Raw genomic sequence first — 24,004 nt, forward strand, 5'->3', positions numbered from 1 at the left:
CGCTCGAAGCCGCGGTAGCCTCGTATCCGGAACCGGTTCCGGTTGGACCATAACCGGAACCGGTTCCGGTTTCAAGTCTGAGAGAAAGGGCCGGGAGTGGCCGACAACGGCGAGGACGGCGCCGCGCGGCGGCACAGGCCGCTGCGAGCCGACGCGCAGCGCAACGAGGACCGTCTGCTCAAGGCCGCGGCAGCCGTGTTCGCCCGCGACGGAGCCGACGCCTCGGTCAAGGACGTCGCCCGCGAGGCCGGCGTGGGTGTCGGAACGCTCTACCGCCGGTTTCCGTCCAAGGAACTGCTGATCGAGGCGGTGTACCGGCACGAAGTGCGGCTCCTGTGTGAGGCGGCGCCCGAACTCGTGGCCACGCTGCCCCCGGTGGACGCGCTACGGACGTGGATGGAGCGCTTCATCGACTTCATGGCCACCAAGCACGGCATGGCCGGCGCCCTCCGCGTGGTGCTGACCGACGACAGCGAGCGGCTGCAGACCCGCGCCTGCCTCGCCGAAGCAGTGGATCACCTTCTCGCTGCCGGGAGGAACCAGGGGGTCACGCGGGAAGAGGCGAAGCCCCAGGACGTCCTGATGGCGCTCGGCGGCATCAGCTACATGGCCGGCGCCGAGCGAGAACCCGGCCTTGCCACAAGGCTCATCGACCTGCTCCTGCACGGCATCGTGACGAGGTGAACGATCACCTGGCCATCGTGGCCGGGGCCCTGGCCGGCGTTGATTCGAGAAGACGTGGTGCTACCGGTCGAGGACGTGCAGCGCGCGTGAGCCGGTGCTGAGTAGCTCCGGCCCGTCCTCGCCGCATACGACCACGTCGGCCACCCGGGCGCCGAAGAGGTCGGGCAGGTAGATGGCGGGCTCCAGGCAGACGGTCATCCCGGCCTCGAACCTCTCCCCGGCCGCCAGCCAGGGCCCCTCCGCCGGGCTCAGCCCGATGCCCCGGCCGGCCCGGGCGGCGGCGTAGTCGCCGTAGCCGCTGCCGTCGATGACCTCGCCGGCGATCGTCGCGGCCTCGGCGCACGCCACTCCGGGGCGTACGAGGTCGACGGCGGCCCGCTGCGCGGCGAGGACGACCGAGTACATGGCGTCGAAGTCCTCCGGCGGTTCGGCGACCGCGAAGACCCGGGCGACCTCGGCGCAGTAGCCGTTCCAGCGCCCGCCGACCGAGACGAGCAGCGCGTCGCCGGGGTTGATCACCCGCTCGCACGGCTGGTGGCGCGCGTCGGCGGAGTGCTCGCCCGCGGCGACGAGCACGGAGGGCGTTCCTTCGCAGCCCGTCTCGGCGAGCATCGCCCGCAGTCTGCGGGCCATGGCCAGCTCGGTTGCGCCGAACCACGCCAGCTCGCGGGCCGCGAGCAGCACGGCGTCGGCAGCCCCGGCGGCGTGCCGCATCGCGGCCACCTCGTCGGCCCGCTTGCGCAGGCGGAGCGGCGCGAGCACGGCCGAGGCCAGCACGAGCTCGGCGTCCAGGCGCAGCGCGAACAGCTCGGCGGCGTGCATCTGCGGGTCCACCGCCACGCGGCGGGCCGTCGGCGGCACGAGGGCCGCGGCCTGCGCGGGGTCGCCGGCCGGGGCGGGCGGCCCGTCGAGCGCCACCACGAGGTAGCTCTCCTCGCCGCCCGGGGCCGACAGCGGGGCCGCCCGCAGGTACCGGAAGTCCGGGGAGGGCCGCAGCACGAGGGCGTCGATGCCCGCGCCGGCCATCCCGGCGCGTACGTCCTCCAGCATGAGGGGGTCGATCATGACGGGGAGGACGGCTCCGGCTCGTGCAGCCAGCAGGCCACCGGCCCGAAGTCCGGCTCCCGCTCCCGGCACACGTCCATGGCGAACGGGCAGCGGGGGTGGAACCGGCAGCCCGCCGGGGGATCGGCGGGGTCGGGCACGTCCCCGGGCAGCTCGGCGGGCAGCACCCCGGCGCCGTCGGGGGAGGGGATCGCGGCGAGCAGCGCCCGCGTGTACGGGTGCCCGGGGTCGGCCCACACCTCCGCGGTCGGCCCGGTCTCCACGACCTTGCCGAGGTACATGACCGCGATCCGGTCGGCGATCAGTCGCACGACGGACAGGTCGTGGCTGATGAACAGCAGGCCCGCGCCGGACTCCACCGCGAGGTCGCGCATCAGCCGGGCCACCTGCGCCTGGGCGGACGCGTCCAGGGCGGAGATGGGCTCGTCCCCGATCAGCAGCGACGGCCGGGCGGCGAGCGCCCGCGCGATGGCGACGCGCTGCCGCTGCCCCCCGGAGAACTCGTGCGGGTATCGGCCGGCGAACGCGCGCGGCAGCCCGACCCGTTCGAGCAGGTCGGCGGGGCTGGTCGCGGTGTCGCCCGCCGTCCGCAGCCCGTCGGCGATCTGCGCGCCCACGCGGCGGCGCGGGTTCAGCGAGGAGTACGGATCCTGGAACACCATCTGGACGCCGGTCAGCGCGGTGTCCCTGCGGCGCAGCCCGAGGGGCGTCACCGGGTGCCCGCCGACGAGGATCCGGCCGGAGGCCGCGCCGTGCAGCCCGCACACCGCACGGGCGAGAGTGGACTTGCCGCATCCCGACTCGCCGACCAGGCCGACGACCTCGCCGGCGGCGACGTGCAGGCTGGCCCCGGCCACGGCCCTCACGGCCGGGCGGCCCGGCGTGCGGTGCTCCACGACCAGGTCCTCCACGGACAACAGGGGCCCAGTCACGGGCATGGTCATGGCGAGTTCTCCCCAGGAGGCACGGGCAGGGCGTCGAGCAGCGAGCGGGTGTAGGGGTGGCGCGGCTCGCGCAGCACCCGGCCGCGCGGGCCGGTCTCCACGACCAGCCCGTCCTTCATCACGCTCACCTCGTCGGCGACGGCCGACATCACGCCGAGGTCGTGGGTGACGAGGAGGACGGCGAGGCCGAGGTCGTCGCACAGCCCGCGCAGCAGGCGGAGGATTCCCGCCTGCACGGTCACGTCGAGCGCGGTCGTCGGCTCGTCGGCGATGAGCACCTCGGGCTCGCAGGCCAGCGCGACGGCGATGGCGATCCGCTGCCGCATGCCGCCCGAGAACTGGTGCGGGTAGCGCTTCAGCGCCTCCTCGGGGCCCGGGATGCGCACCTTGGCGAGCAGGCCGGCGGCGCGCTCGCGCGCTTCCTTCCTGCCGACGCCCAGGTGGTGGCGCATGTGCTCGGTGAGCTGCCGCTCCACCGTCAGCATCGGGTGCAGGCTGGTCGCCGGGTCCTGGAAGACCATGGCGATCTTCGCGCCGCGCACCTCGTTGAGCTCACGGGCGGGCATCTCCAGCAGGTCACGGCCGCCGAAGGCGATCCGTCCCGACGCGCGGGAGCCGTGGGGGAGCAGGCCGAGCACGGCGAGGCCGGTCATGGTCTTGCCGGAACCGCTCTCGCCGGCGAGGCCGTGCACGCGGCCCGGCTCCAGACTCAGGTCGACGCCGTGCAGGACGTCGTGGCCGCCGATCGACAGCCGCAGCCCTTCAATCGACAACGCGGCCGTCACAGCGCACGCTCCTTGATCGCCCCGGCGGTACGCGGGTCGAGCGCGTCGCGCAGCGTGTCGCCGAGGAAGTTGAACGCGAGGACGACCGTCAGGATCGCGAGCCCGGGGAACGTCGCGACCCACCAGCTGTCGAAGACGTCCACTCCGGCCGCGACCATCGCGCCCCACTCGGGTGACGGCGGCTTCGCGCCGAGCCCGAGGAACGACAGGCCCGACAGCAGCAGCAGCGCGGTCCCGATGTCGAGGGTGGCGAGCACCAGGATGGGCCCGGTGACGTTCGGCAGCACGTCCACCCGCAGCGACCGCCAGGCGGAAAAGCCCAGCAGCCGCCCGCTCAGCACGAACTCCCGCTCCCGTACGCCGAGAACGAGGCCGCGGGTCACCCGGGCGTACGCCGGCCAGGCGACGACGAGCACGGCGAGCACCGCGTTGCCGAGGCTCGCGCCGAGGGCGGCGGCGACGACCATCGCGAGGATGACGGTGGGGAAGGCGAACACGAGGTCGGCCAGGCGCATGATCGTCTCGTCCACCCACCGGCCGAAATACCCGGCGCAGGCGCCGAGCAGGCCGCCGACCACCACCGACAGCGCCACGAGCAGCAGCGTGAGCGGGATGGACACCCGCGCGCCGTACATGATCCGGCTGAGGATGTCGCGGCCGAGCTGGTCGGTGCCGAGCCAGTGGCCCGGGCCGGGCGGCGCGAGCCGGGGCAACTCCTGCGCCAGCGGGTCGTGCGGCGCGAGCACCGGCGCGGCCAGCGCGATCACGATCCAGGTGAGCGCGACGACGGTGCCGACGACCGCCAGCGGCCGCCGCCACGCCTGCGGGAGCCGGCTCACGCGGCTGCGCGCGAACAGGCCGGCGCGCTTCATGAGACCCTCACCCTCGGGTCGATGACGCCGTACAGCACGTCGACGACCAGGTTGATGACGAGGTAGACCACGCCCACCACGAGACCGACGCCCATGACGGCGGGCAGGTCGAGGGTGGTCGCGCTCTTGTAGGCGTACTGGCCGACCCCCGGCCAGGCGAAGACGGCCTCCACCAGCACGGTGCCGGACAGCAGGCTGCCGAACGCCAGGCCGGCGACGGTGATGACGGGCACCAGCGCAGGGCGCAGGACATACCGGAACAGCACCACGCGGCCGGGCAGGCCCTTGGCGCGCGCGGCGCGTACGTAGTCCTGCCCGAGCACCTCCAGCACCGCAGAGCGGGTGAACCGCGTCAGCAGGCCGATCGTGTAGAGGGCCAGCACGAGCGCCGGCGCGGCCAGGTGGCCGACGGCCGAGGAGAGCACGTCCCAGCGTCCCGACAGCAGGGCGTCGACCGTGTACAGGCCGGTGACCTGCGGCGGCGGGGTCATCCCGGGATCGATGCGGCCGCTGCCCGGGGTGACCTGCAGCCGGAAGAAGAACACGTAGAACGCCACCAGCGCGAGCCAGAACGTCGGCACCGAGATGCCGATCAGGCTCAGCACCCGCAGCACGTGGTCGGAGAACCGGTCCCGGCGCAGCGCCGCGACCACCCCGAACCCGACGCCGAGGATCAGCGAGACGAGGATGGCGGCCCCCGCCAGCTCCAGCGTGGCGGGCACGGACTCGGCGAGGTCGTCCAGCACCGGGCGGTGGCTCTGCTGGCTCGTCCCGAGGTCGCCGTGCAGCACCCCTTCGAGGTGCATCAGGTATTGCTGCGGCAGCGGCCGGTCGAGGCCGTGGTCGGCCCGCCACTGGGCCACGATCGCCGGGTCGCCGAGCGCCCGCTGGCCGAGGTTGGCCGCCACCGGGTCGCCGGGGACCAGGTTGGTCAGCACGAAGGTGACCAGCGTGATCCCCACCGCCAGCAGCAGCGCCGTGACGATCCGCCGCACCAGGAACCGGGCGAGCGGGCTGCGCACCGCCCGGTTCCCCGTACGGCGTCTACTTGGCGCCGAGGCCGGCGACATCGATCGTCCACACGGGGTGGTACTCCACGCCGGTGACGGACGCCGCCGTCACGATGTTCTGGCCCGGCTGGATCAGGGGCATGAACGGACCGGTCGCGTTGAGCTTCTGCTGGAAGTCGGTGTACGCCTGCTTGCGGTCGTCGTCGGTCACCGCGGCGCCGGCCTTGTCGGCCGCGGCCTCGACGTCCTTGTCGGCGCCCGCCTTCCATCCGGCCCGCAGGCCGACCAGCTTGCCCGGGGCGAACGACAGGTAGTTGCTGGGGTCGGGGAAGTCGGGGCCCCAGTACCACAGGCCCAGCTCCTCCTTGCCGTTGCGGTAGTTGTCCAGCGCGGTGGTGACCGGAGCGGGGGTCAGCTCGACCGTGATGCCGACCTCCTTGAGGTTGGCCTGGATGCGCTCGGCCAGCGGCTGGAAGGACAGGCCGTTCACGGTCAGCTCGCTGGGGTACTCCAGTTTGACCGTGGGGTCGGTCACGCCGCTGGCCGCCAGCGCCGCCTTGGCGCCCTCGACGTCGCGCTTGGCCGCCTGGTCGGGCGGGAGCGCGCCGAGGAACATCGACGGGATGATGCCCGACGCCTGCGTCGAGCCCTCCCCGGCCAGCTCCAGCAGGCCCGAGTAGTCGATGCCCTTGCGCACGGCCTCGACGAACTTGGGGTTGGAGGTGACCTTGCTGACGCCCGAGTCCTGGTTGGCGAGCAGGAAGAACACGTACGCCGAGGCGGTCCGCTTGACCTGCAGGCCGCCGGAGATGCCGGCCACCTGGTCGCCGGACAGGTTCAGCGCCACCTGGCTGTCGCCGCGCTGCACGTTGAGCTTCTGCGTGGCCGACTCGACGTTGCGGATGACCACCTTGTCGTAGTACGGCTTCTTCGCGCCCCAGTACTGCGCGTTCGCCTTCAGCACGACCTGGCTGCTCACGTTGAAGGACTCGATCGTGTACGGCCCGGAGCCCGCCGAGGCGGAGTTCAGGTACTGCTCGGCCTTGTCGTTCGGGTCGTTCGTCGCGCCGTGCTCCTTGGCCGCCTTCGAGTTGAGGATGCCGAGGGCCGGGTTCGGAAGGATGTACGGAAGCGCCGGGTTCGGGGTCTTCGACGTCAGCGTGATGGTCGTGTCGTCGGTCTTGGCGATCTCCACGCCGTCGAGCAGGAACGACGGCGTGCCCTTCATGTCGCGCACGCGGGTGAGGGAGAACACCACGTCGTCGGCCGTGACCGGGGAGCCGTCGGCGAACTTGGCGCCCTGCCGCAGCTTGAGCGTGAGCTCCTTGCCGTCGGACGACAGTTCGTACGACTCTGCGAGCGACGGCACCGGCTTGGTGACGTCGGAGCCTTCGAACGTGAGAAGGGTGTCGTAGGTCGCCTTATCGACGATCAGGCCGGTCGGCTCGTACGTCCGCCCCGGGTCCGCCGTCTTGAGGTCGAACGAGGTGTCTATCACGAGCGTCTTGCCCGCGGCGCCGCTTGGGGTGCTGCTGGACGAGCCGCCGCCGGAGCAGGCCGCGAGGGCGAGGGCGCCGGTGAGCACAACCGGGAGCAGGCCGGCCCTCACCTGCCACGAACGGGTCGTCATTATGTGTCCTCCGAAAACAGGCCAACTCTTGGCCGTATGGACGTTTGGTCGCCGATCGTCCAGGATTGTCCGGCAGAAAGTCCAGCTCGTGCGGCCAAGCCGAGACGAATCTCCCGTGGAGGAACAACCAGTGACCGAAATGTCAAGCAACTCGGGGTCCGGGGGCGGCGCCACTGGACGGATCGGCATCGGCCTGGAGCTGGACGCCACCCATCTGAAGATCCTCGAGGTGCTCAGGGACAACGGGCGCGTCTCGGTGTCCGCCCTCGCCGAGCGGGTGGGGATCTCCCGGGCCAACGCCTACACGCGCTTCGAGGCGCTGCGCGCCGACGGCGTGATCAGGCGCTTCACGGCCGAGATCGACCATCAGCGGGCCGGCCTCGGCATCGTCGCGCTGATCTTCGTGACCGTGCGCCAGCAGATGTGGCGGCAGTTCCGCGCCCAGCTCGCGCAGATGCCGGAGGTGGAGTACTGCGCGATCACCACCGGGCAGCACGACGCCATGATCCAGGTGAGGATGGCCGACGTGGCCGAGGTGCACGCGATGGTCACCGAACGCCTGGCCAACATCCCGGCCGTCAAGGCCACCGAGACCGTGTTCATCCTCGACGAGGTGCTCAGGCGGCCGTACGTGCTGCCGAGCGACCGGGAGCGGGACCGGGGCCGCGGCGTCCCGCGGCGGCCCGGCCCCTCGCCCTCGCCGGAGCCCGAGCAGGGGCAGGGACAGGGGCTGCCGCTCGGCAAGATGCGCTTCGTCGGCGCGGCCGAGGGCCGCGCCGCGCTGCGCGATGCGACGTAGAAGGGACAGATCAGGAGACCACTTCGGCGCAGACGCTGACGTGGGTGGCGTCGTCGCCCTCGAACTGGAACTCCTCCACCAGGCGCAGCCGGCCGTCCTCGGCCGTCTCGATGCGGCTGGTGCTGCGGCCGCTCGCGCGCTCGCCGCTCTTCAGCAGGTGGACGTAGGACAGCTCGATGCGGTCGGCGTCCCGGGTGCCCACGAACCGCCCGTGGATGACGGTGTCGCCCGTGTAGTGCCCCCAGATGACGCCGCCCGACTCCTCGTACGCGAACTCGGTCGGGGCGTCGGCGTCCACCGCGCTGGCCGTGGAGCTGATCATGACGAAGCGGCGGCCGTTGAGCAGGTCTGTGTCGTTCACGAGTCCGCATCGTGCCGAACCGAACGAGATTCGCAACCCGCTCTGGACGTTCCGTTCACCGGACCCCGGCCGGGCGGGTGATCCGTCCAGATCACCGGCCGCGGCCGGGCCCGATCGTGAACAGGTGTCAGCGGCCGACGATCTCGGCGAGGGCCGCGAGCGCCGCGCCCCGGGCGCCGGCCATGTCGAGGTCCTCGACCAGCGTCACCGTGGCCACCCGCCGCTGCTCCTCGCGCAGCAGGGTGTGCTCACGGACCTTCTCCAGGAACCACTCGCGGAAGTGCGGCGCCGCCTCGACCACCCCGCCGCCCAGGAAGTACGCGTCCGGGTCGGTGAAGTTGGCCGCGATGGTGAACAGCCTGCCGATGGCCATGGCCTGCTGCTCGAAGACCTTGAGCGCGAGCGGGTCGCCGTTCTCGCCGTAGCCGCGCAGCAGCTTGGCGGCCTTCCCGGCGGGCTCGACCCCGTGCAGCTCGTGGTCGGGGAAGCGGGACAGCCAGTAGGGCAGCAGGTTCTTCTCGATGCCCGTCAGCGAGGCGACGCTCTCGGCGTCCCCGACGAAGCCGCAGTTGCACTCGGGCAGCGGCTGGCCGTCCTCCAGCAGGCCCTGCAGGGGGATGTGGACGTGCCCGAGCTCGCCGGCCATCCCGGCGGCGCCCTTCACCACGTGCCCCGACTGGATGACGCCGCCGCCGAGGCCGGTGCCGACGATCGCCGAGACCGACGAGTGCTGCCAGGCGTCCGGCCCGAAGCGTACGTGGTGGGAGTAGAGGGCCGCGGCGTTGCCGTCGTTGTTGTAGACGACCGGCAGCCCCAGCCGGGACTCCAGGGCCCCGCGGAAGTCGAAGCCGAACCAGCCGGGATCGACGAAGTTTGTCGCGCCCTTCGAGGAGATCACGCCGTCGGCGCTGGCCGGGCCTGGGGTGTCCAGGCCCACCGCGCGTACGGTGGAGCGCGGCGTGCCGGTCAGCTCCAGCACGTTGTCGAGGGCGAGCAGAAGCTGCTCGACGGCGACCTCAGGACCCTCCCGCACGAGGCTGGGGGTCTCGACCATCCGGTCCACGAGGAACCGCCCTGAGGCGTCGAGAACGGTCGCGTTGTTGCTTGTGCCGCCGTTGTCGAGCCCGACGACGACCCAGGACCCTGCATCTGCCATTGGGGGTTGTCCTTTGCGTTCGCGCGTGTCAGTGCGAAGACTACGAGAGTCGGGCGGCCGGGGGCACCGGCCGGGGCTCTACAGACAGGGCACGTGCCGCGCGCGGGCGCGTACGGGCCCGGGCGCGAGGGCGCGCGCGGGTGCCCACGGTGAAAGATTCAGTTCGCCCCGTCGCCCGCGTCCGGCCGTCTCCGGCCCACGTCGTGCCCGTGAGCTGCGCGGGCGTCGTCGCCGCTCGGGCGGGACCGGCCCGGGAGCGGCGGCGTCCGTTGACCGGTTCCGCGACCCGGAGAAAACATCTGCGTCCGGGGGCCGCAGCGTCGCGACCCATCTGTCCCAGTGGCCGCGGCCCCGAGCGGGAGCGCCTGACCTCGCCTGTCCAATGCTCGTTTCGGCAGGAGGGCGGGACGCGCGAGCCGGGTGGCGTGCCGTACGAGCAGATGCGCAGAAATCGAGGTACGCATGAAGCAGTTCCGTCCCGTCCGAGGGCATCGCCCCGCCGCCCGCGGCCTGCCGGGCTCTCCGGCGGCGCGCCTGGTCGCGGCCCTTGCCGCGCTGGTCGCCGGCCTCGTGGTCGTGCTGGTGCCCGGGCCCGCGACCGCGGCTCCCGTCTGCAAGGTGGACTACACGACCAACCAGTGGCCGGGCGGCTTCACCGCGTCGGTGCGGCTCACCAACCTCGGTTCGGCGGTCAGCGGATGGACGCTGCGCTGGACGGCGAGCACCGGCCAGCAGATCACCAACGCCTGGAGCGCCCAGGTCAGCCAGTCGGGCACGACCGTGACCGCGACCAACGTCGGCTGGAACGGCTCACTGGCCACGGGCGGCACCACCGACTTCGGGTTCCAGGGCACCTGGTCGGGCAGCCTCACGACGCCGTCCGACTGGTCGCTGAACGGCGTGCCGTGCGACGGCACCTCCTCGCCCTCACCGTCGCCGACGCCCTCGCCGAGGCCGACCCCGTCGCCGTCCCCGACGCCCTCGCCGACCGTGGACCACTCGCCGTCGCCGTCGCCGTCTCCTTCGCCCTCATCGTCCCCTTCGCCGTCTCCCTCGCCCAGCCCGTCGGTGACGCCCTCGCCGTCCGGCTGCTCGGGGAACGGCCTGGTCGTCTGCTCCGGCTTCGAGGACCAGTCGGGCACGCCGTCGGGTGAGTGGCAGGTGACCACCCCGAACTGCTCGGGCACCGGCACCGCCACGATCGACACCGCCACCGCCCACAGCGGCGGCAGGTCGCTGCGGATCAACGGCGGCGGCAACTACTGCAACCACATCTTCGCCGCGACCACCAAGAACGTCTCCGGCGTCTCGCCCGTGGTGTACGGGCGCATGTGGGTGCGCCACACGACCGCGCTCCCGGCGGGCCACGTCGCGATGATCACGATGTCGGACTCCAGGGACGGCGGCAAGGACCTGCGCATCGGCGGCCAGAACGGCGCACTGCAGTGGAACCGGGAGTCCGACGACGCCACGCTGCCGGAGCAGAGCCCCTCCGGCGTCGCGCTGAGCGCCCCGCTGCCCGTCAACCGCTGGGTCTGCCTGCGCTTCCAGATCGACACCACGCAGCAGGCGATGCGTACGTACCTGGACGACCAGGAGATCGCCGGCCTGCGGGTGGACGGCACGCCGACCACCGACGTGGACGCCCAGTGGCTGCGCCGCTCCACCGCGCCGCGGCCCACGACGTTCCGTCTGGGCTGGGAGAGCTACGGCGGCGACTCGGACACGATCTGGTACGACGACGTGGCGCTGGGGTCGAGCCCGATCGGCTGCTGATCACCGCGCCCCAGGGGTAAGTAGCCGGGTGTCCGCCATGTGCGGTCAGGCTCGACCGTGGTCCCGTTTCGTCCGGCGCCCGGCCTCCCGCAGGAGGCCGGGCGCCGTATCCGAGGGGAGAGGGACATGACCGACGTGCAGCACCCGATGCCCGAACTGATGAAGGAAGGCGACGTCGTCGACCTGCTCGTCCACCAGCACTCGCTGATCAGGGACGTGTTCGACGAGGTGGAGCACGCCGCGCCGGGCACGCGCCACGAGCCGTTCCGGCGGCTGGTGCGCATGCTGGCCGTCCACGAGACGGCGGAGGAGGAGATCGTCCACCCCTACGCCCGGCTGCGGGTGGACGGGGGAGCGGGCGTGGTGGCAGACCGGCTCAAGGAGGAGCGCGAGGCCAAGGAGATGCTCCGCAGGCTGGACGAGATGGGCCCGGAGCACCCCGGCTTCATGCCCGAGCTGAACACGCTGCGGATGGCCGTGCTCGCGCACGCGCGGGCCGAGGAGCGCTACGAGTTCACCAGGCTCAGGGCCGAGACGACGGCGGCCGAGCGGCGGGCGATGGCGCTCGGCGTACGGGCCGCCCTGGCGATGGCCCCGACCCGTCCGCACCCGGGGGTGGAGTCGATGACGAGGAACCTGCTGCTGGGCCCGCCGGCGGCGATCATGGATCGGGCGCGCGACCTGATCCGGCAGGCGCTGCGCAGGTAAGGACATGATCCCCGGCTCGGGTCGCGTACGCGCGGGCCCGGGCCGGGGCCCGTCCTCAGTGGGTGCGCAGGCTGTAGAGGGGGTGGGTGCCCTCGGTCTCCAGGCGGTATTCGTCGCCCGACCTGGCGCGGTTCTCGTCGATGACGCGCTCGCTGGGCGGTTCCTCCCCGCCCATGAGCTGCTCCTGCCAGCGCTGGAACCGCTCGTGGGCCTCCTGGACATACCCGGTGCCCAGGGTCGTGTAGTCGATCTGCGTGGCGATCAGTTCGCGCAGGTACTCCTTGTTCGGCTCGAACGTCACCGGCTTCGGCAACTCCCGGGCCACTAGCTGCTCCGGGTCGCGCCCGTCGTGCTGGCGGAACATGTCCGCGGCGATCCGCAGGTGCTCCAGCTCCATGTTCAGATGCAGCTCCCAGATCGCCCTGATCCTCGGGTCGGACTCGGTCTCCATGAACGAGTGGTACAGGTAGCACTCGTTGTACTCGTGGTTGAGCCACTGCTCCCACCACGACTCGCCCGGATCGAGCAGCGACTCGTAGTGCGTGACGTGCTCTTCCTCGACGAGCCCGATCTCCTGGTAGAGCTGCCGCGCGATCGGCTCCATGTACATCGGGCCGACGTTCATGTAGAAGTTCATCGTCTGCTGCTCGGCGGACATGATGGTCAACGCGTGCAGCTTGGAGATCGGCTGCGTCGTCTCCCGGTCGTAGTGCTCGCGGACGTTGTCGGCCGGGTGGCGGTGGTGCATCTTCGTCGGCCGGCCCGGCATCACCTCGGTCAGCTGGTCGACGATCTTCTCCGCCTTGCGGTGCTCGATCATCTCGTACAGGTTGGCGTACCGGTACAGGTGGTCGAAGTCCTCCAGCACGCCGAACTGGTAGGCCTGCTTCAGATAGGGGTCGGGCTCCATCCGGGCCACCCAGGCGGTCAGGTCCACCGCCACCTGCTCGTAGGCGAGGGTCGTCTCCAGCACCGAGGCCACCCCCGGCAGCAGCCAGTTGACCGCCTTCTGCTGCTGGGCCTCGATGTAGCGCACCTCCGCCAGACGCTGCCGCACCTCCAGGTCGGTGCAGCGCCTGGCGAAGTGATGGCTGAACATGATCGCTTCGATCTCGATGCCGTTCATCGTGATGATCCGGCACCGGGTGTAGGGATCGGCGCGGTCGGGGTCGATCGGCGTCACATTCAGCTCGCGCCAGTTGCGCAGCTGCCGATCCAGCGGGATCCCCCGCTCCTGCAGAGGATTGAACGTCATCTCGGTGCTCCTCCCCACGATTGGCGCTGGGCGTACCCAGACCGTGGAATGCGACAAACGTGGACATTCGGAGCCTTTGACCGAGATTGTCATCCGGTGGGGTGGGTCCGTCAGCCGCTGGACGCCGTCTCGGAGTGCGGGTCGCCGACCTTCTTCGACTGCGGTGAGCCCCGCTCGCGCAGGAAGATCGCCAGCAGGACCATGGAGGCGACCGCCAGGAACTCCGACTGCCAGTTCTGCAGGGTGCGGTTCCAGAAGTCGGGGGAGGTCACGTAGCCGCCCCAGCTGACCGGGTCCTCCAGCTGGGCGAGCTGCTCGTTGTTGTACGCCGCGAGGCCGGCGACCGACTGGGCCAGCCAGGACAGCAGGAAGAGCAGGCCCATCGCGATGCCCAGGGAGTGGCTGAAGACCGTCCGGCGCCAGCCGTCCGCCGCCGCCCAGGCGGGGGAGCCGGGGGCGGCGTGCGGGCCGACCTTCTGCTCGGCGTCGGACTCCAGGCCCTCCTCGCCTCTCTTCTTCGACTCCGGCGAGCCGCGCTGGATCAGCCAGACGGTGATGAGGATGTAGAGGAAGAACTGCAGGTACTCCGACTGCCAGTTCTCGGCGACGTCGACGGCGAAGCTCGACGAGGTGATGTATTCCGCCCAGGTGACGGGGGAGCCGCCGTTGGCCACCTGCTCCTCGTTGAAGGCCGCCGTGCCCGCGACCGACTGACCGGCCAGGGTGACCAGGAACAGCAGCAGGAAGCACAGCGCGAGCGCGTTGTCCCTGACCAGATGTTTCATCGCCGCTACCTCCCCGCCAGGCCGACGACGATCACGTACGCGAGGACCAGCGCGATCGTGATCAGCAGCACCGCGTAGAGCGTGCGTGCACCGTTCACGTCTGCACCTCGCATTCGTACGGCTGCCCTGTGTGCGACTGATCCGGGCGGGGCTCGCAGCCCGCGGCCCGCACCCGCCAGCCGTCGGGGAATTGGTGCAGGAAGAGCGTGTCGCCGTCCACCCGTACGCGCGCCTCGTCGCCCCAGACGTCGACGCCGCGTACCGCGCCCGCCCGCAGCCCGATCGACACGATCTGTTTCTCGCAGTCGTCCAGCGATCGCGCGGCCTCGGGGGCCAGGAGAAGGCACGCCTGTCCTCCCCGGCCCTCTCCGGCCGCGGACAGGAAGCGCTCCGCCGTCGAGGTGACCGAGGTGCCCTCCGCCGAGGCGCACCCCGCGGCGACCAGCGCGAGGCAGACGACCGCCGTTGCTCGTATGCCCATGGACCGCGACTACCCGGGCGGCGCAAGTGAAACCTGAGCATACTTTTCTTCGGCGATATGGGATTAATCACCCGCTACGCGTAATATGGGCGAGGCCGGAAGCGGTCCGGATAGGGTCGTCTCACCAGTGGAGGTGGGACCCTTGCACGACTTCCAGGTGTCGGTGGCGCAGTCGCCTCCCTTCACTCTCGTCACCCTCAGCGGCGAACTCGATGTGATCACGGTTCCCCGGCTGCGTGAGAGGGTCGCCCCCCTCCTTGCCCGTCCCGCGACGCGCATCCTGTTCGACGTGGAGAAGCTGCGGTTCATCGACAGCGCCGGCATGAGGGTGCTCATCGACGCCTGCGTCCGCACGCCGCCGAAGGACGGTGACGGCGCCGTCTGCGGGATGAGCCCGCAGATGCGTCACCTGTTCTCGCTGCTCGGCCTGATCTCGCGGCTCACCGTGTATCCGACCCGCGCCGACGCGTTCAGCCGTCCGGCGGCCATGCCCTCTGGACACGGCCCACACTGACACGGCCCGGATGAACTGACCGGCCGGCGCGGAATCGGCTCCTCACATGATCGTCTGCCACCAGCCGTCCACCGGCGGCGGGTCGTCGACCGTGACGCGCTCGCCCGGCCGGGGCACCACGAGGCGCACGTCACGTGCCTTGGCCTCCCGCCACAGCTGGTCGATCGGGTCGTTCCAGGCGTGCGGGGCGAGCGAGAACGTGCCCCAGTGCACCGGCAGCAGCACCCCGGCCCGCACGTCGAGGTGCGTGAGGATCGCCTCCTCGGGTGTCATGTGGATGTCTGGCCAGCCCTTGCTGTAGGCGCCGATCTGGATCACCGACAGGTCGAACGGCCCGTAGGTCTCGCCGATCGTGGCGTACCCGTCGAAGTAGCCGGAGTCGCCGGTGTAGAAGACCCGACGGCGCTCGCCCGCGACGACCCACGAGGCCCAGAGGGTCTGGTCCCGGCGGAACCCGCGGCCGGAGAAGTGGCGGCCGGGGGTCGCCACGAACCGGAGGCCGGACACCGTGGCCTCCTCGTTCCAGTCGAGCTCGATGATCCGGGACGCGGGCACCCGCCACCGTTCGAGATGGGCGCCGACCCCGAGCGGCACCAGGAACGGCGCGGACTGCGTGCGGGCCAGCAGACGCACCGTGTCCATGTCGAGGTGGTCGTAGTGGTCGTGCGAGATGACGATCGCGTCGAGCTCGGTCAACTGGTACAGCGGCACCGGCGGAGGGTGCAGACGGCGCGGCCCGGTGAACGACGCCGGGGAGCAGCGCTCGCTCCACACCGGGTCGAGCAGCACCCGCCGCCCCTCGATCTCGATCAGCGCAGACGAGTGGCCGTACCAGACGGCGTCGAGGTCGCCGCCCTGGGACGGGCCGGGAGTCATCAGGGGAACAGGCAGGCGGGGCTTGCGCTGCGTCCGACGGAGGAACTCGCGGGCGACCTGCTGCCTGGTCCCCGGCGGGAGGACGGGACTGGGCGTCGTGTTGCGGAACGCGCCGTCACGGAACTGTTTCGAGCGCCGCACCCGACTCGCCCGCTCGCCCGACGGCCGCGCCCCCAGCGCGGCGGGGACGTTCCGCACCGCCCACACCGCCGCCGCCAGGGCGGCCGCTCCCGCGACGACCCCCACGCGACGGCCCAGGTCACTTCTTCTCAAACCACCGGTCTTCAACGGCAATCTCCTTGCTGGGTTCTGCCGATCAGACTAGGCAATCTCCGCGCCGGTCGCGCCGACGGCGCCTTGCCTGTGGACAACCTTCCCTGGAGACTGCGTGTTGAATGAAAGTATGCAGACCGAACGGCCCGGCGCGGGCGGGCGAGGCGGGGGGACGATGAACACCGGCCACAACGCGGACGACGGCCCGATGGGCCATCGCGACGACCACGACGACCGCGACGACCGCGACGACCGTGACGACCGTGACGACCGTGACGACCGCGGCCAGGGCGATGACCGCGACGTCCCCGGTGACTTCGGCGGCCCCGGTGAGCTGGGCGGTCCTGGTGAGCTGGGCGGCCTTGACGGCGACGCCGCGTCCCGCCTGCTGCGGCTGTTCGAGGGGCAGCGGCTGACGCCGGTGCAGCGCAGGATCGCCCACTGCCTCGCGCAGCACGCCGCCGAGGCGCCGTTCCTGTCGAGCATCGAAGTGGCCGAGCTGGCCGGGGTCAGCCAGCCGTCGGTGACCCGCTTCGCGATGGCGCTGGGCTACAGCGGATACCCCGGCCTCCGGCGCAGGTTCCGCGAGCTGGGCGTACGGCCCGGCCGGGGACGGGACGGCGCCCGCCGGACCGGGGAGGACGGCGGACCGGATGCCCGCGATTCCGCGCACGCGGCCGGCCCCCGGCTCTTCGACGGCGGCGCGGCCCCGCGGGGCGAAGGCCGGGGGGAGGGGTCCGCGCAGACGCTTGATGCCACGGCGGAGGACTCGCGTCGCCCCTCGGCGCGACCCGGTGCGCCCGCGCGCCCTGTACCCCAGGATCCCGTTCCCGACGATTCCGCGCCCGGGGATCTCGCGCCCCTGGCTCCCGTGCCCGAGGATGCCGCGCCCCTGGGTCTCGCGCCCCTGGATCTCGCGCCCCTGGAATCCGCGCCCGCGGATCCCGATCCCGGCCCGCATCGGGCGACGGGCCCGGGTGGCGAATACCGGCGGGCCGTGCTCGCGGAGATCGAGAACCTGCGCGCCCTCGCCCGGTCGCTCGACGACCCCGGACCCGTCGCCGAAGCCGCACGTCTGCTCGCCGCCTCGCGGCCGCTGCCGGTGCTGGGCCTACGGGCCGCCGCGGCCCAGGCCGCCGGGTTCGCCTACTTCGCGGCGAAGGTCCACCCCGACGTACGGCCCCTGCACGAGGCGGGGTCGCTCCTGGCCGACCGCGTCGAGCAGGCGGCGGCGGCCGGGGCGACGGCTCTGCTGTGCTTCGCCCTGCCGCGCTACCCGGCCGAACTGGTGGACGCCCTCCGGGCCGCCCGCACCGCCGGGCTGGCCGTCGTCACGATCGCGGACCGGCGGGTGCCGTCCCTCGCCGGTCTGTCGCACGTTCTGCTCACCGCCGCGGTGGGCACGCACCTGGTGTTCGACACCGCGTGCGCGCCGATGATGCTCGGCCGGGTGCTGCTCGAGGCGATGTGCGACGAACTGCCCGGAGCGCAGGCCCGCCTGGAGGCGTTCGAGGCATCGGCGGCCGCCCGCGGAGTGTTCCTCATTGACTGAATCTATTCATTCACCCAGGATGGATGGGACTCGCTGAATGGGACCATGCGCCGCGCGCGCGGGTGGAAGGAGGACTCGTGGCTGAGGACGGCGGCAGCGCCCTCGACGACAGTCTCACCAACAGGGCCCCGTACGACCGGGCTCCCATCCGAGCTCCGCGCGGCGGCACGCTGAACACGCGGGGCTGGCAGCAGGAGGCCGCCCTGCGCATGCTCATGAACAACCTCGACCCCGAGGTCGCAGAGCATCCGGAGCGGCTCGTCGTCTACGGCGGCAGCGGCAAGGCGGCCCGCGACTGGCCGTCGTATGACGCGATCGTGCGCGAGCTCACCACCCTGCGGGCCGACGAGACGCTGCTGGTGCAGTCGGGCCGGCCGGTCGGCGTGATGACCACCCACGAGTGGGCTCCCCGGGTGCTCATCGCCAACTCCAACCTCGTTGGCGACTGGGCGACGTGGCCGGAGTTCCGGCGGCTGGAGCGGCTCGGGCTCACGATGTACGGGCAGATGACGGCCGGTTCGTGGATCTACATCGGCACCCAGGGCATCCTGCAGGGGACGTACGAGACGTTCGCGGCGGTCGCGGCCAAGCGGTTCGGCGGCAGTCTCGCCGGGACGATCACGCTCACCGCCGGGCTCGGCGGCATGGGCGGCGCGCAGCCGCTCGCGGTCACGATGAACGGCGGCGTGGCGATCTGCGTCGACTGCGACCCGCGCAGCGTCGAGCGCCGCATCGGCCACCACTACCTCGACGTCCGGGCCGAGAGCCTGGACGAGGCGCTGCGCCTGGCGTACCAGGCCAGGGACGCGCGCCGCCCGCTGTCGATCGGAGTCGTGGCCAACGCGGCCGAGGCCGTGCCCGCACTGCTCGCGGGGGGTGCGGAGATCGACGTCGTGACCGACCAGACGAGTGCGCACGACCCGCTGGCCTACCTGCCGCTTGGCGTCGCGTTCGAGGACATGGCCGAGCTGGCGCGCAAGGACCCCGAGGGCTTCACCCGCCGGGCCCGCGAGTCGATGGCCCGGCACGTCGAGGCGATGGTCGGCTTCCAGGACGCGGGCGCGGAGGTGTTCGACTACGGCAACTCGATCAGAGGCGAGGCGAGCCTCGCCGGGTATGCCCGGGCGTTCGACTTCCCGGGATTCGTGCCGGCCTACATCCGGCCGCTGTTCTGCGAGGGGAAGGGCCCGTTCCGGTGGGCGGCGCTGTCCGGCGACCCGGCCGACATCGCGACGACCGACCGCGCGATCCTCGAACTCTTCCCCGACAACGAGCCGCTGGCCCGGTGGATCCGGATGGCGGGGGAGCGGGTGCGATTCCAGGGCCTGCCCGCGCGGATCTGCTGGCTGGGGTACGGCGAGCGCGACCGGGCCGGCGAGCGGTTCAACGACCTCGTCGCCTCAGGGGAGATCTCCGCGCCCATCGTGATCGGGCGCGACCACCTCGACTGCGGCTCGGTCGCCTCGCCCTACCGCGAGACGGAGGGCATGCTGGACGGCTCCGACGCGATCGCCGACTGGCCGCTGCTCAACGCCATGGTCAACGTCGCCTCCGGCGCGTCCTGGGTGTCGATCCACCACGGCGGCGGGGTCGGCATCGGCCGTTCCATCCATGCCGGACAGGTCACCGTCGCCGACGGCACGCCGCTGGCGGGGGAGAAGATCCGCCGGGTGCTGACCAACGACCCGGGCATGGGCGTGATCCGGCACGTGGACGCCGGATACGACCGTGCCGCCGAGGTCGCCGGGGAGCGCGGCGTACGCGTTCCGATGGCCGAGGCGGAGCCGGCCGGCCCCGACGCCGATGTCTGAGGGGGCGGCGCGCGTTCTGCCGGAGGAGGTGGCGGACGGCTTCCGCGGAATGTGGCGCGACCTGCTCCCCGTGGGCCGGTGCGACGCGACGGGCGGATACCGCCGGCACGCCTGGACGGCGGCCGACGCGGAGTCCCGGGCCTGGTTCGCCGAACAGGCCCGGGAACGTGGCCTGGCGTACGAGACCGACGGCAACGGCAACCAGTGGGCGTGGCTGGGCGATCCCACGGCGGGCGACGCCGTGGTGACCGGCTCACACCTGGACTCGGTGCCCGACGGCGGGGCGTACGACGGCCCGCTCGGCGTGGTGGGAGCGTTCGCCGCGCTCGACGCGCTGCGGGCGCGCGGGCTCGGGCCTGAGCGGCCGCTGGCGGTGGTGAACTTCACCGAGGAGGAGGGAGCCAGATTCGGCCTCGCCTGCCTGGGATCGCGGCTGATGACCGGCGCGGTCCGTCCCGAGACGGCGGGGGCGCTGCGCGACGCGGACGGCGTCACCCTCACGGCGGCGATGGAACGGGCGGGACGCGACCCGGGAGCCGCCGGGCGTGACGACGAGCGCCTCGCGCGGATCGGCGCGTTCGTGGAGTTGCACGTGGAGCAGGGCCGCCACCTCGCCGCCACGCCGCACCCGGTCGGCGTCGCCTCCGCGATCTGGCCGCACGGCCGCTGGCGCTTCGACTTCCGGGGGGAGGCCAACCACGCCGGGACCACCCGGCTGGAGGACCGGCGCGATCCCATGCCGGCGTACGCGGCGGCGGTGCTGGCCGCCAGGGCGAACGCCGAGCGTCTGGGGGCCCTGGCCACCTTCGGCAGGATCAGGGTCGAGCCCAACGGCACCAACGCCATCGCGTCGCTGGTCAGCGCCTGGCTCGACTGCCGGGCGCCGGACGCCGCCCTGCTGGACAGGCTCGTCGAGGAGACGGCCCGGGCGGCCGAGGGGGCCGAGGTGACCCGGGAGTCCTACACGGCGGTCGTGAACTTCGACGTGCCCCTTCGTGACCGCGTCGCGCGCGTCCTCGGCGGCGCGCCCGTGCTGCCCACGGGGGCGGGGCACGACGCGGGCATCCTCGCCGGCGAGGTCCCGGCGGCCATGCTGTTCGTGCGCAATCCCACGGGCGTCTCGCACTCGCCGTACGAGCACGCCGATGAGGCCGACTGCCTCGCCGGGGTCGCCGCCCTCGCCTCCGTCCTGGAGGACCTGCTCACGTCGGCCGCCGACGGCCTCCGCGCCGCTCGCTGAGCGCGGGGACAGCCTTGCCTCGGGCGACACGGCGGCGGTCGTGAGGACCTTCGATGTCATGGAAGCAACAATCGGAATCCCAAATCAAGGGGAATTCACTCCGGGTCTCGGCAAAGCCGTAATCGCCGACCTGTTCGAATGGAGACGGGCATTCCCCGTACTGCCGGGCCTATGCGCTTTTGGTGCCAAAAAATGCTTATTTGCCCCCTGATGGGTGACTGGGGCGTTTGCTGCCTCTAGCGTGAGAATCAGGGTCCAGATCCAGGGTTCGATGGATCGATTCGAGCTCCGTGAATTCGGATGTCGTCCGCTTTCTCATCACGGAGCCGACGGAGGGATACCCATGTTCAAAGAAGCATTGGCTGCTGCCGTCATGACGGCTTCGGCCCTCGTCGTCCCAGTCGCGATGCAGACGCAGCCCGCCAGCGCCGCCGGCACGACCGAGCAGGTCATCCGGCCGTCGACCACGGGGGACTGCCCAGGGGGCAGATGCCGCGACAGGCACCGTCACCGTCACCATCGCCACCACCGGGAGGAGTTACCGCAGCAGCAGCAACAACAGCAACAGCAGCAACAGGGCCGCGGCGGGCAGCAACAGCAGCAGCAGCAACAACAGCAGCAGCACGGCCGTGGGGGTCAGCAGCAGCAGCAACAGCAGCAGCAGCAGCAGTGACCCAATGACCGTCCATCGTGCCTGATCAACCCTGTGCCCCGCGTATCGCTTCGCGGGGCATTTTCCATCACGGGCGGACGGGGCCCGGCGCACCGAAGACGGACGCCGGGCGAGAGAGCCCGGATCGAGTGGGACCGTCAGCGGGAGCGGCGGTCGCCGGAGCCGGGGTCGGCCAGACCGGCCCGGCGCAGGGCCTCGGCCATGGCCCCGCCCAGCGGCGCGCCGCCCGAGCCCCGGCCGTTGCCGCGGCCCGCCCCGCCCCTGCCACCCCGGTTCTGGCCACCCTGGTTCTGGCCACCCTGGTCTTGGCGGGAAGGGTTCTGACGGGACGGGTTCTGGCGCTGCTGGCCACGCCGGCCGCCCTGCCGGTCGTCGCGGGCCTCGCCGTTCGGCCCGCCCTTGCGGCCGTTGCCCGCCGTCTCGTCGTCCAGCCGAAGCGTGAGCGAGATGCGCTTGCGCTGGAGGTCCACGTCGAGCACCTTGACCCGGACGATGTCGCCCGGCTTGACCACCTCGCGGGGGTCCTTCACGAACGAGTTGGACATCGCGGACACGTGGACCAGGCCGTCCTGGTGCACGCCGATGTCGACGAACGCCCCGAACGCGGCGACGTTGGTGACGACGCCCTCCAGGATCATGCCGGGCGACAGGTCGGACGGCTTCTCGACGCCCTCCTTGAAGGTGGCGGTCTTGAAGGCCGGGCGGGGGTCGCGGCCCGGCTTCTCCAGTTCCTTGAGGATGTCGGTGACGGTCGGCAGGCCGAAGGTGTCGTCGACGAACTCCGACGGCTTCAGCGACCGGAGCGCCGAGGTGTTGCCGATCAGCGTGCGCAGGTCGCCCTTGGTGAAGTCGAGGATGCGGCGCACCACCGGGTAGGCCTCCGGGTGCACGCTGGAGGCGTCGAGCGGGTCGTCGCCGCCCGGGATCCGCAGGAAGCCCGCGCACTGCTCGAACGCCTTCGGGCCGAGCCGCGGCACCTCCTTCAGCCCGGTCCGTGAGCGGAACGGCCCGTTGGCGTCACGGTGCGCCACGATGTTCTCCGCCAGTCCGGCGCTGATGCCGGAGACGCGGGTCAGCAGCGGGGGGGACGCGGTGTTGACGTCCACACCCACCGCGTTCACGCAGTCCTCCACCACCGCGTCGAGCGAGCGCGAAAGCTTCACCTCGGACACGTCGTGCTGGTACTGGCCGACGCCGATGGACTTGGGGTCGATCTTCACCAGCTCGGCCAGCGGGTCCTGCAGACGCCGCGCGATCGACACCGCGCCGCGCAGCGAGACGTCCAGGCCCGGCAGCTCCTGCGAGGCGTAGGCCGACGCGGAGTACACCGAGGCCCCGGCCTCCGAGACCACGATCTTGGTGAGGTGCGGCATGTGCTTGACCAGCTCACCGGCGAGCTTGTCGGTCTCCCGCGACGCGGTGCCGTTGCCGATGGCGATCAGCTCCACCTTGTGCTCGGTCGCCAGCCGGGCCAGCACCGCGAGCGACTGGTCCCACTGCCGCTTGGGCTCGTGCGGATAGATCGTCTCGGTGGCCACGACCTTGCCGGTGCCGTCCACGACCGCGACCTTCACGCCGGTGCGCAGCCCCGGGTCGAGGCCCATGGTCGGCCTCGCCCCGGCGGGGGCGGCCAGCAGCAGGTCGCGAAGGTTGGCGGCGAACACGCGCACGGCCTCCTCCTCGGCCGCCTGCCACAACCGGGTGCGCAGGTCGATGCCCAGGTGCACGAGAACGCGGGTCCGCCAGGCCCAGCGCACGGTGTCGAGCAGCCACTTGTCGGCCGGGCGGCCGAGGTCGGCGATGCCGAAGCGCCGGGCGATCCGCGCCTCGTAGTCGTTCGGCTCCTCGGCCTCCGGGTCGAGGGTGAGCGTGAGCACCTCCTCCTTCTCGCCCCGGAACATCGCGAGGATGCGGTGCGAGGGCAGGCGGGTGAAGGGCTCGGAGAAGTCGAAGTAGTCGGAGAACTTGGCCCCGGACTCCTGCTTGTCCTCCCGCACCTGGGAGATCAGCCGCCCGCGGGACCACATTCGCTCCCGGAGGTCGCCGATGAGGTCGGCGTCCTCGGCGAAACGCTCGACCAGGATGGCCCTGGCGCCCTCCAGCGCGGCGGCGGCGTCGGCCACGCCCTCGCGCACGTACCCCTCGGCGGTCGCCTGGGGGTCCAGCGACGGGTCGGCGAGCAGCGCGTCCGCCAGCGGCTCCAGCCCCAGCTCCCTGGCGATCTGCGCCTTGGTGCGGCGCTTGGGCTTGAAGGGCAGGTAGATGTCCTCCAGCCGGGCCTTCGAGTCGGCCTCCATGATCCGCGCTTCCAGGGCCTCGTCGAGCTTGCCCTGCGAGCGGATCGAGTCGAGGATGGCGGCCCGCCGCTCCTCCAGCTCGCGCAGGTAGCGCAGCCGCTCCTCCAGCGTGCGCAGCTGGGCGTCGTCGAGCGCGCCCGTGGCCTCCTTGCGGTAGCGGGCGATGAACGGCACCGTCGCCCCGCCGTCGAGCAGGTCGACGGCCGCGGTGACCTGACTCTCGCGCACGCCGAGCTCTTCGGCGATCCGCTGCTGAATGGACGTCGTCACGATCCTGATCCGCCTTCTTCCGAGTCCGGCCTCTCCGGGGGCCACCCTCTCCGGAGGCTCTCATTCTGCCGGATCCGCCGGGCCCCCTCGCTCCACCTGTGGACAACCGGTGCGGGGCCTGATGCCGGCCGCCGCCGTCGTCCGTCCCGCCGCCTTCGAATTCTCCGCCCGGCCATTGGAGGAGAAA

General features: G+C 71.9%; 21 protein-coding genes. 8 read left to right on the top strand and 13 right to left on the bottom strand.

The genetic code is table 11. The features are described from left to right. Positions 1–96 precede the first annotated feature (96 nt). Entirely contained in the window at positions 97–684 is a 588-nt protein-coding gene (locus FLW16_RS14335) for a TetR/AcrR family transcriptional regulator (protein WP_260615257.1), read from the top strand. A 60-nt stretch (positions 685–744) separates the two neighbouring features. On the opposite strand, the gene FLW16_RS14340 is transcribed toward FLW16_RS14335, so the two are convergent. Genes FLW16_RS14340 through FLW16_RS14365 form a run of 6 tightly spaced genes read right to left on the bottom strand, consistent with a single transcriptional unit; the run spans position 745 to position 6,990 of the window. Next, complete coding sequence (locus tag FLW16_RS14340; protein WP_260615258.1) at positions 745–1,749, bottom strand: Xaa-Pro peptidase family protein; 1,005 nt, start codon at positions 1,747–1,749, stop codon at positions 745–747. Then, positions 1,746–2,693, bottom strand: a complete 948-nt coding sequence (locus FLW16_RS14345) for an ABC transporter ATP-binding protein (RefSeq protein WP_142560508.1) — start codon at positions 2,691–2,693, stop codon at positions 1,746–1,748. The genes FLW16_RS14340 and FLW16_RS14345 overlap by 4 nt, the downstream gene beginning before the upstream one ends. After that, positions 2,690–3,478 carry an ABC transporter ATP-binding protein gene (locus tag FLW16_RS14350; protein ID WP_142560509.1) on the bottom strand — a complete coding sequence of 263 codons (789 nt, stop codon included), beginning with the start codon at positions 3,476–3,478 and terminating at the stop codon, positions 2,690–2,692. The genes FLW16_RS14345 and FLW16_RS14350 overlap by 4 nt, the downstream gene beginning before the upstream one ends. Next, a complete protein-coding gene (locus FLW16_RS14355) occupies positions 3,475–4,350 on the bottom strand; it encodes an ABC transporter permease (protein ID WP_142560510.1) in 876 nt (291 codons plus the stop codon). The genes FLW16_RS14350 and FLW16_RS14355 overlap by 4 nt, the downstream gene beginning before the upstream one ends. Continuing rightward, the gene (locus tag FLW16_RS14360; RefSeq protein WP_260615259.1) at positions 4,347–5,372 is read right to left on the bottom strand and encodes an ABC transporter permease; all 1,026 of its coding nucleotides are present in this window, start codon (positions 5,370–5,372) and stop codon (positions 4,347–4,349) included. Before FLW16_RS14360 ends, FLW16_RS14355 begins: the two co-directional genes overlap by 4 nt. A 22-nt stretch (positions 5,373–5,394) precedes the next feature. Continuing rightward, positions 5,395–6,990, bottom strand: coding sequence for an ABC transporter substrate-binding protein (locus FLW16_RS14365; RefSeq protein WP_142560512.1), 1,596 nt, complete (start codon positions 6,988–6,990; stop codon positions 5,395–5,397). A 139-nt stretch (positions 6,991–7,129) separates the two neighbouring features. Here FLW16_RS14365 and FLW16_RS14370 point away from each other — a divergent pair, with 139 nt between their 5' ends. After that, positions 7,130–7,789: an Lrp/AsnC family transcriptional regulator gene (locus tag FLW16_RS14370; RefSeq protein WP_260615283.1), complete on the top strand. Its 660-nt coding sequence runs from the start codon at positions 7,130–7,132 to the stop codon at positions 7,787–7,789. Positions 7,790–7,799: 10 nt separating this feature from the next. On the opposite strand, the gene FLW16_RS14375 is transcribed toward FLW16_RS14370, so the two are convergent. Beyond that, the gene (locus FLW16_RS14375; RefSeq protein WP_142560514.1) at positions 7,800–8,150 is read right to left on the bottom strand and encodes a hypothetical protein; all 351 of its coding nucleotides are present in this window, start codon (positions 8,148–8,150) and stop codon (positions 7,800–7,802) included. 127 nt (positions 8,151–8,277) lie between these two features. Continuing rightward, positions 8,278–9,306, bottom strand: a complete 1,029-nt coding sequence (locus FLW16_RS14380; protein ID WP_142560515.1) for an ROK family protein — start codon at positions 9,304–9,306, stop codon at positions 8,278–8,280. A 462-nt stretch (positions 9,307–9,768) separates the two neighbouring features. Here FLW16_RS14380 and FLW16_RS14385 point away from each other — a divergent pair, with 462 nt between their 5' ends. Together FLW16_RS14385 and FLW16_RS14390 are read left to right on the top strand one after the other, a co-directional pair. Continuing rightward, positions 9,769–11,082: a cellulose-binding domain-containing protein gene (locus FLW16_RS14385; protein WP_142560516.1), complete on the top strand. Its 1,314-nt coding sequence runs from the start codon at positions 9,769–9,771 to the stop codon at positions 11,080–11,082. 126 nt (positions 11,083–11,208) lie between these two features. Next, complete coding sequence (locus tag FLW16_RS14390; RefSeq protein WP_142560517.1) at positions 11,209–11,790, top strand: hemerythrin domain-containing protein; 582 nt, start codon at positions 11,209–11,211, stop codon at positions 11,788–11,790. A gap of 55 nt (positions 11,791–11,845) precedes the next feature. Here FLW16_RS14390 and FLW16_RS14395 read toward each other — a convergent pair whose 3' ends face one another. The 3 genes from FLW16_RS14395 to FLW16_RS14405 all read right to left on the bottom strand — a co-directional run bounded on the left by FLW16_RS14395 (position 11,846) and on the right by FLW16_RS14405 (position 14,311). Continuing rightward, positions 11,846–13,045 carry a hypothetical protein gene (locus FLW16_RS14395; protein WP_142560518.1) on the bottom strand — a complete coding sequence of 400 codons (1,200 nt, stop codon included), beginning with the start codon at positions 13,043–13,045 and terminating at the stop codon, positions 11,846–11,848. Between the two features lie 110 nt (positions 13,046–13,155). Then, positions 13,156–13,830, bottom strand: coding sequence for a DUF6766 family protein (locus FLW16_RS14400; protein WP_142560519.1), 675 nt, complete (start codon positions 13,828–13,830; stop codon positions 13,156–13,158). A gap of 94 nt (positions 13,831–13,924) precedes the next feature. Beyond that, positions 13,925–14,311: a hypothetical protein gene (locus FLW16_RS14405; protein WP_221891071.1), complete on the bottom strand. Its 387-nt coding sequence runs from the start codon at positions 14,309–14,311 to the stop codon at positions 13,925–13,927. A gap of 142 nt (positions 14,312–14,453) precedes the next feature. Here FLW16_RS14405 and FLW16_RS14410 point away from each other — a divergent pair, with 142 nt between their 5' ends. Continuing rightward, positions 14,454–14,825: an STAS domain-containing protein gene (locus FLW16_RS14410; protein ID WP_185949414.1), complete on the top strand. Its 372-nt coding sequence runs from the start codon at positions 14,454–14,456 to the stop codon at positions 14,823–14,825. A gap of 42 nt (positions 14,826–14,867) precedes the next feature. On the opposite strand, the gene FLW16_RS14415 is transcribed toward FLW16_RS14410, so the two are convergent. After that, positions 14,868–15,974: an MBL fold metallo-hydrolase gene (locus FLW16_RS14415; protein ID WP_221891072.1), complete on the bottom strand. Its 1,107-nt coding sequence runs from the start codon at positions 15,972–15,974 to the stop codon at positions 14,868–14,870. A gap of 130 nt (positions 15,975–16,104) precedes the next feature. Between FLW16_RS14415 and FLW16_RS14420 the strand changes: the two genes are divergently transcribed. From FLW16_RS14420 to FLW16_RS14430, 3 genes are all read left to right on the top strand, one after another. Further along, entirely contained in the window at positions 16,105–17,526 is a 1,422-nt protein-coding gene (locus tag FLW16_RS14420) for a MurR/RpiR family transcriptional regulator (RefSeq protein ID WP_260615261.1), read from the top strand. A gap of 146 nt (positions 17,527–17,672) precedes the next feature. Then, positions 17,673–19,337, top strand: coding sequence for a urocanate hydratase (hutU, locus tag FLW16_RS14425; protein WP_260615284.1), 1,665 nt, complete (start codon positions 17,673–17,675; stop codon positions 19,335–19,337). Further along, positions 19,330–20,577: an allantoate amidohydrolase gene (locus tag FLW16_RS14430; RefSeq protein ID WP_260615262.1), complete on the top strand. Its 1,248-nt coding sequence runs from the start codon at positions 19,330–19,332 to the stop codon at positions 20,575–20,577. Before hutU ends, FLW16_RS14430 begins: the two co-directional genes overlap by 8 nt. An 810-nt stretch (positions 20,578–21,387) precedes the next feature. Here the strand turns inward: FLW16_RS14430 and FLW16_RS14440 are convergent. Continuing rightward, the gene (locus tag FLW16_RS14440) at positions 21,388–23,817 is read right to left on the bottom strand and encodes a Tex family protein (RefSeq protein WP_142560522.1); all 2,430 of its coding nucleotides are present in this window, start codon (positions 23,815–23,817) and stop codon (positions 21,388–21,390) included. Between the last annotated feature and the right edge of the window lie 187 nt (positions 23,818–24,004).

The sequence above is a fragment of the Microbispora sp. KK1-11 genome (genome assembly GCF_006874435.1).
In the GTDB taxonomy this organism is placed as follows: Bacteria; Actinomycetota; Actinomycetes; order Streptosporangiales; family Streptosporangiaceae; genus Microbispora; species Microbispora catharanthi.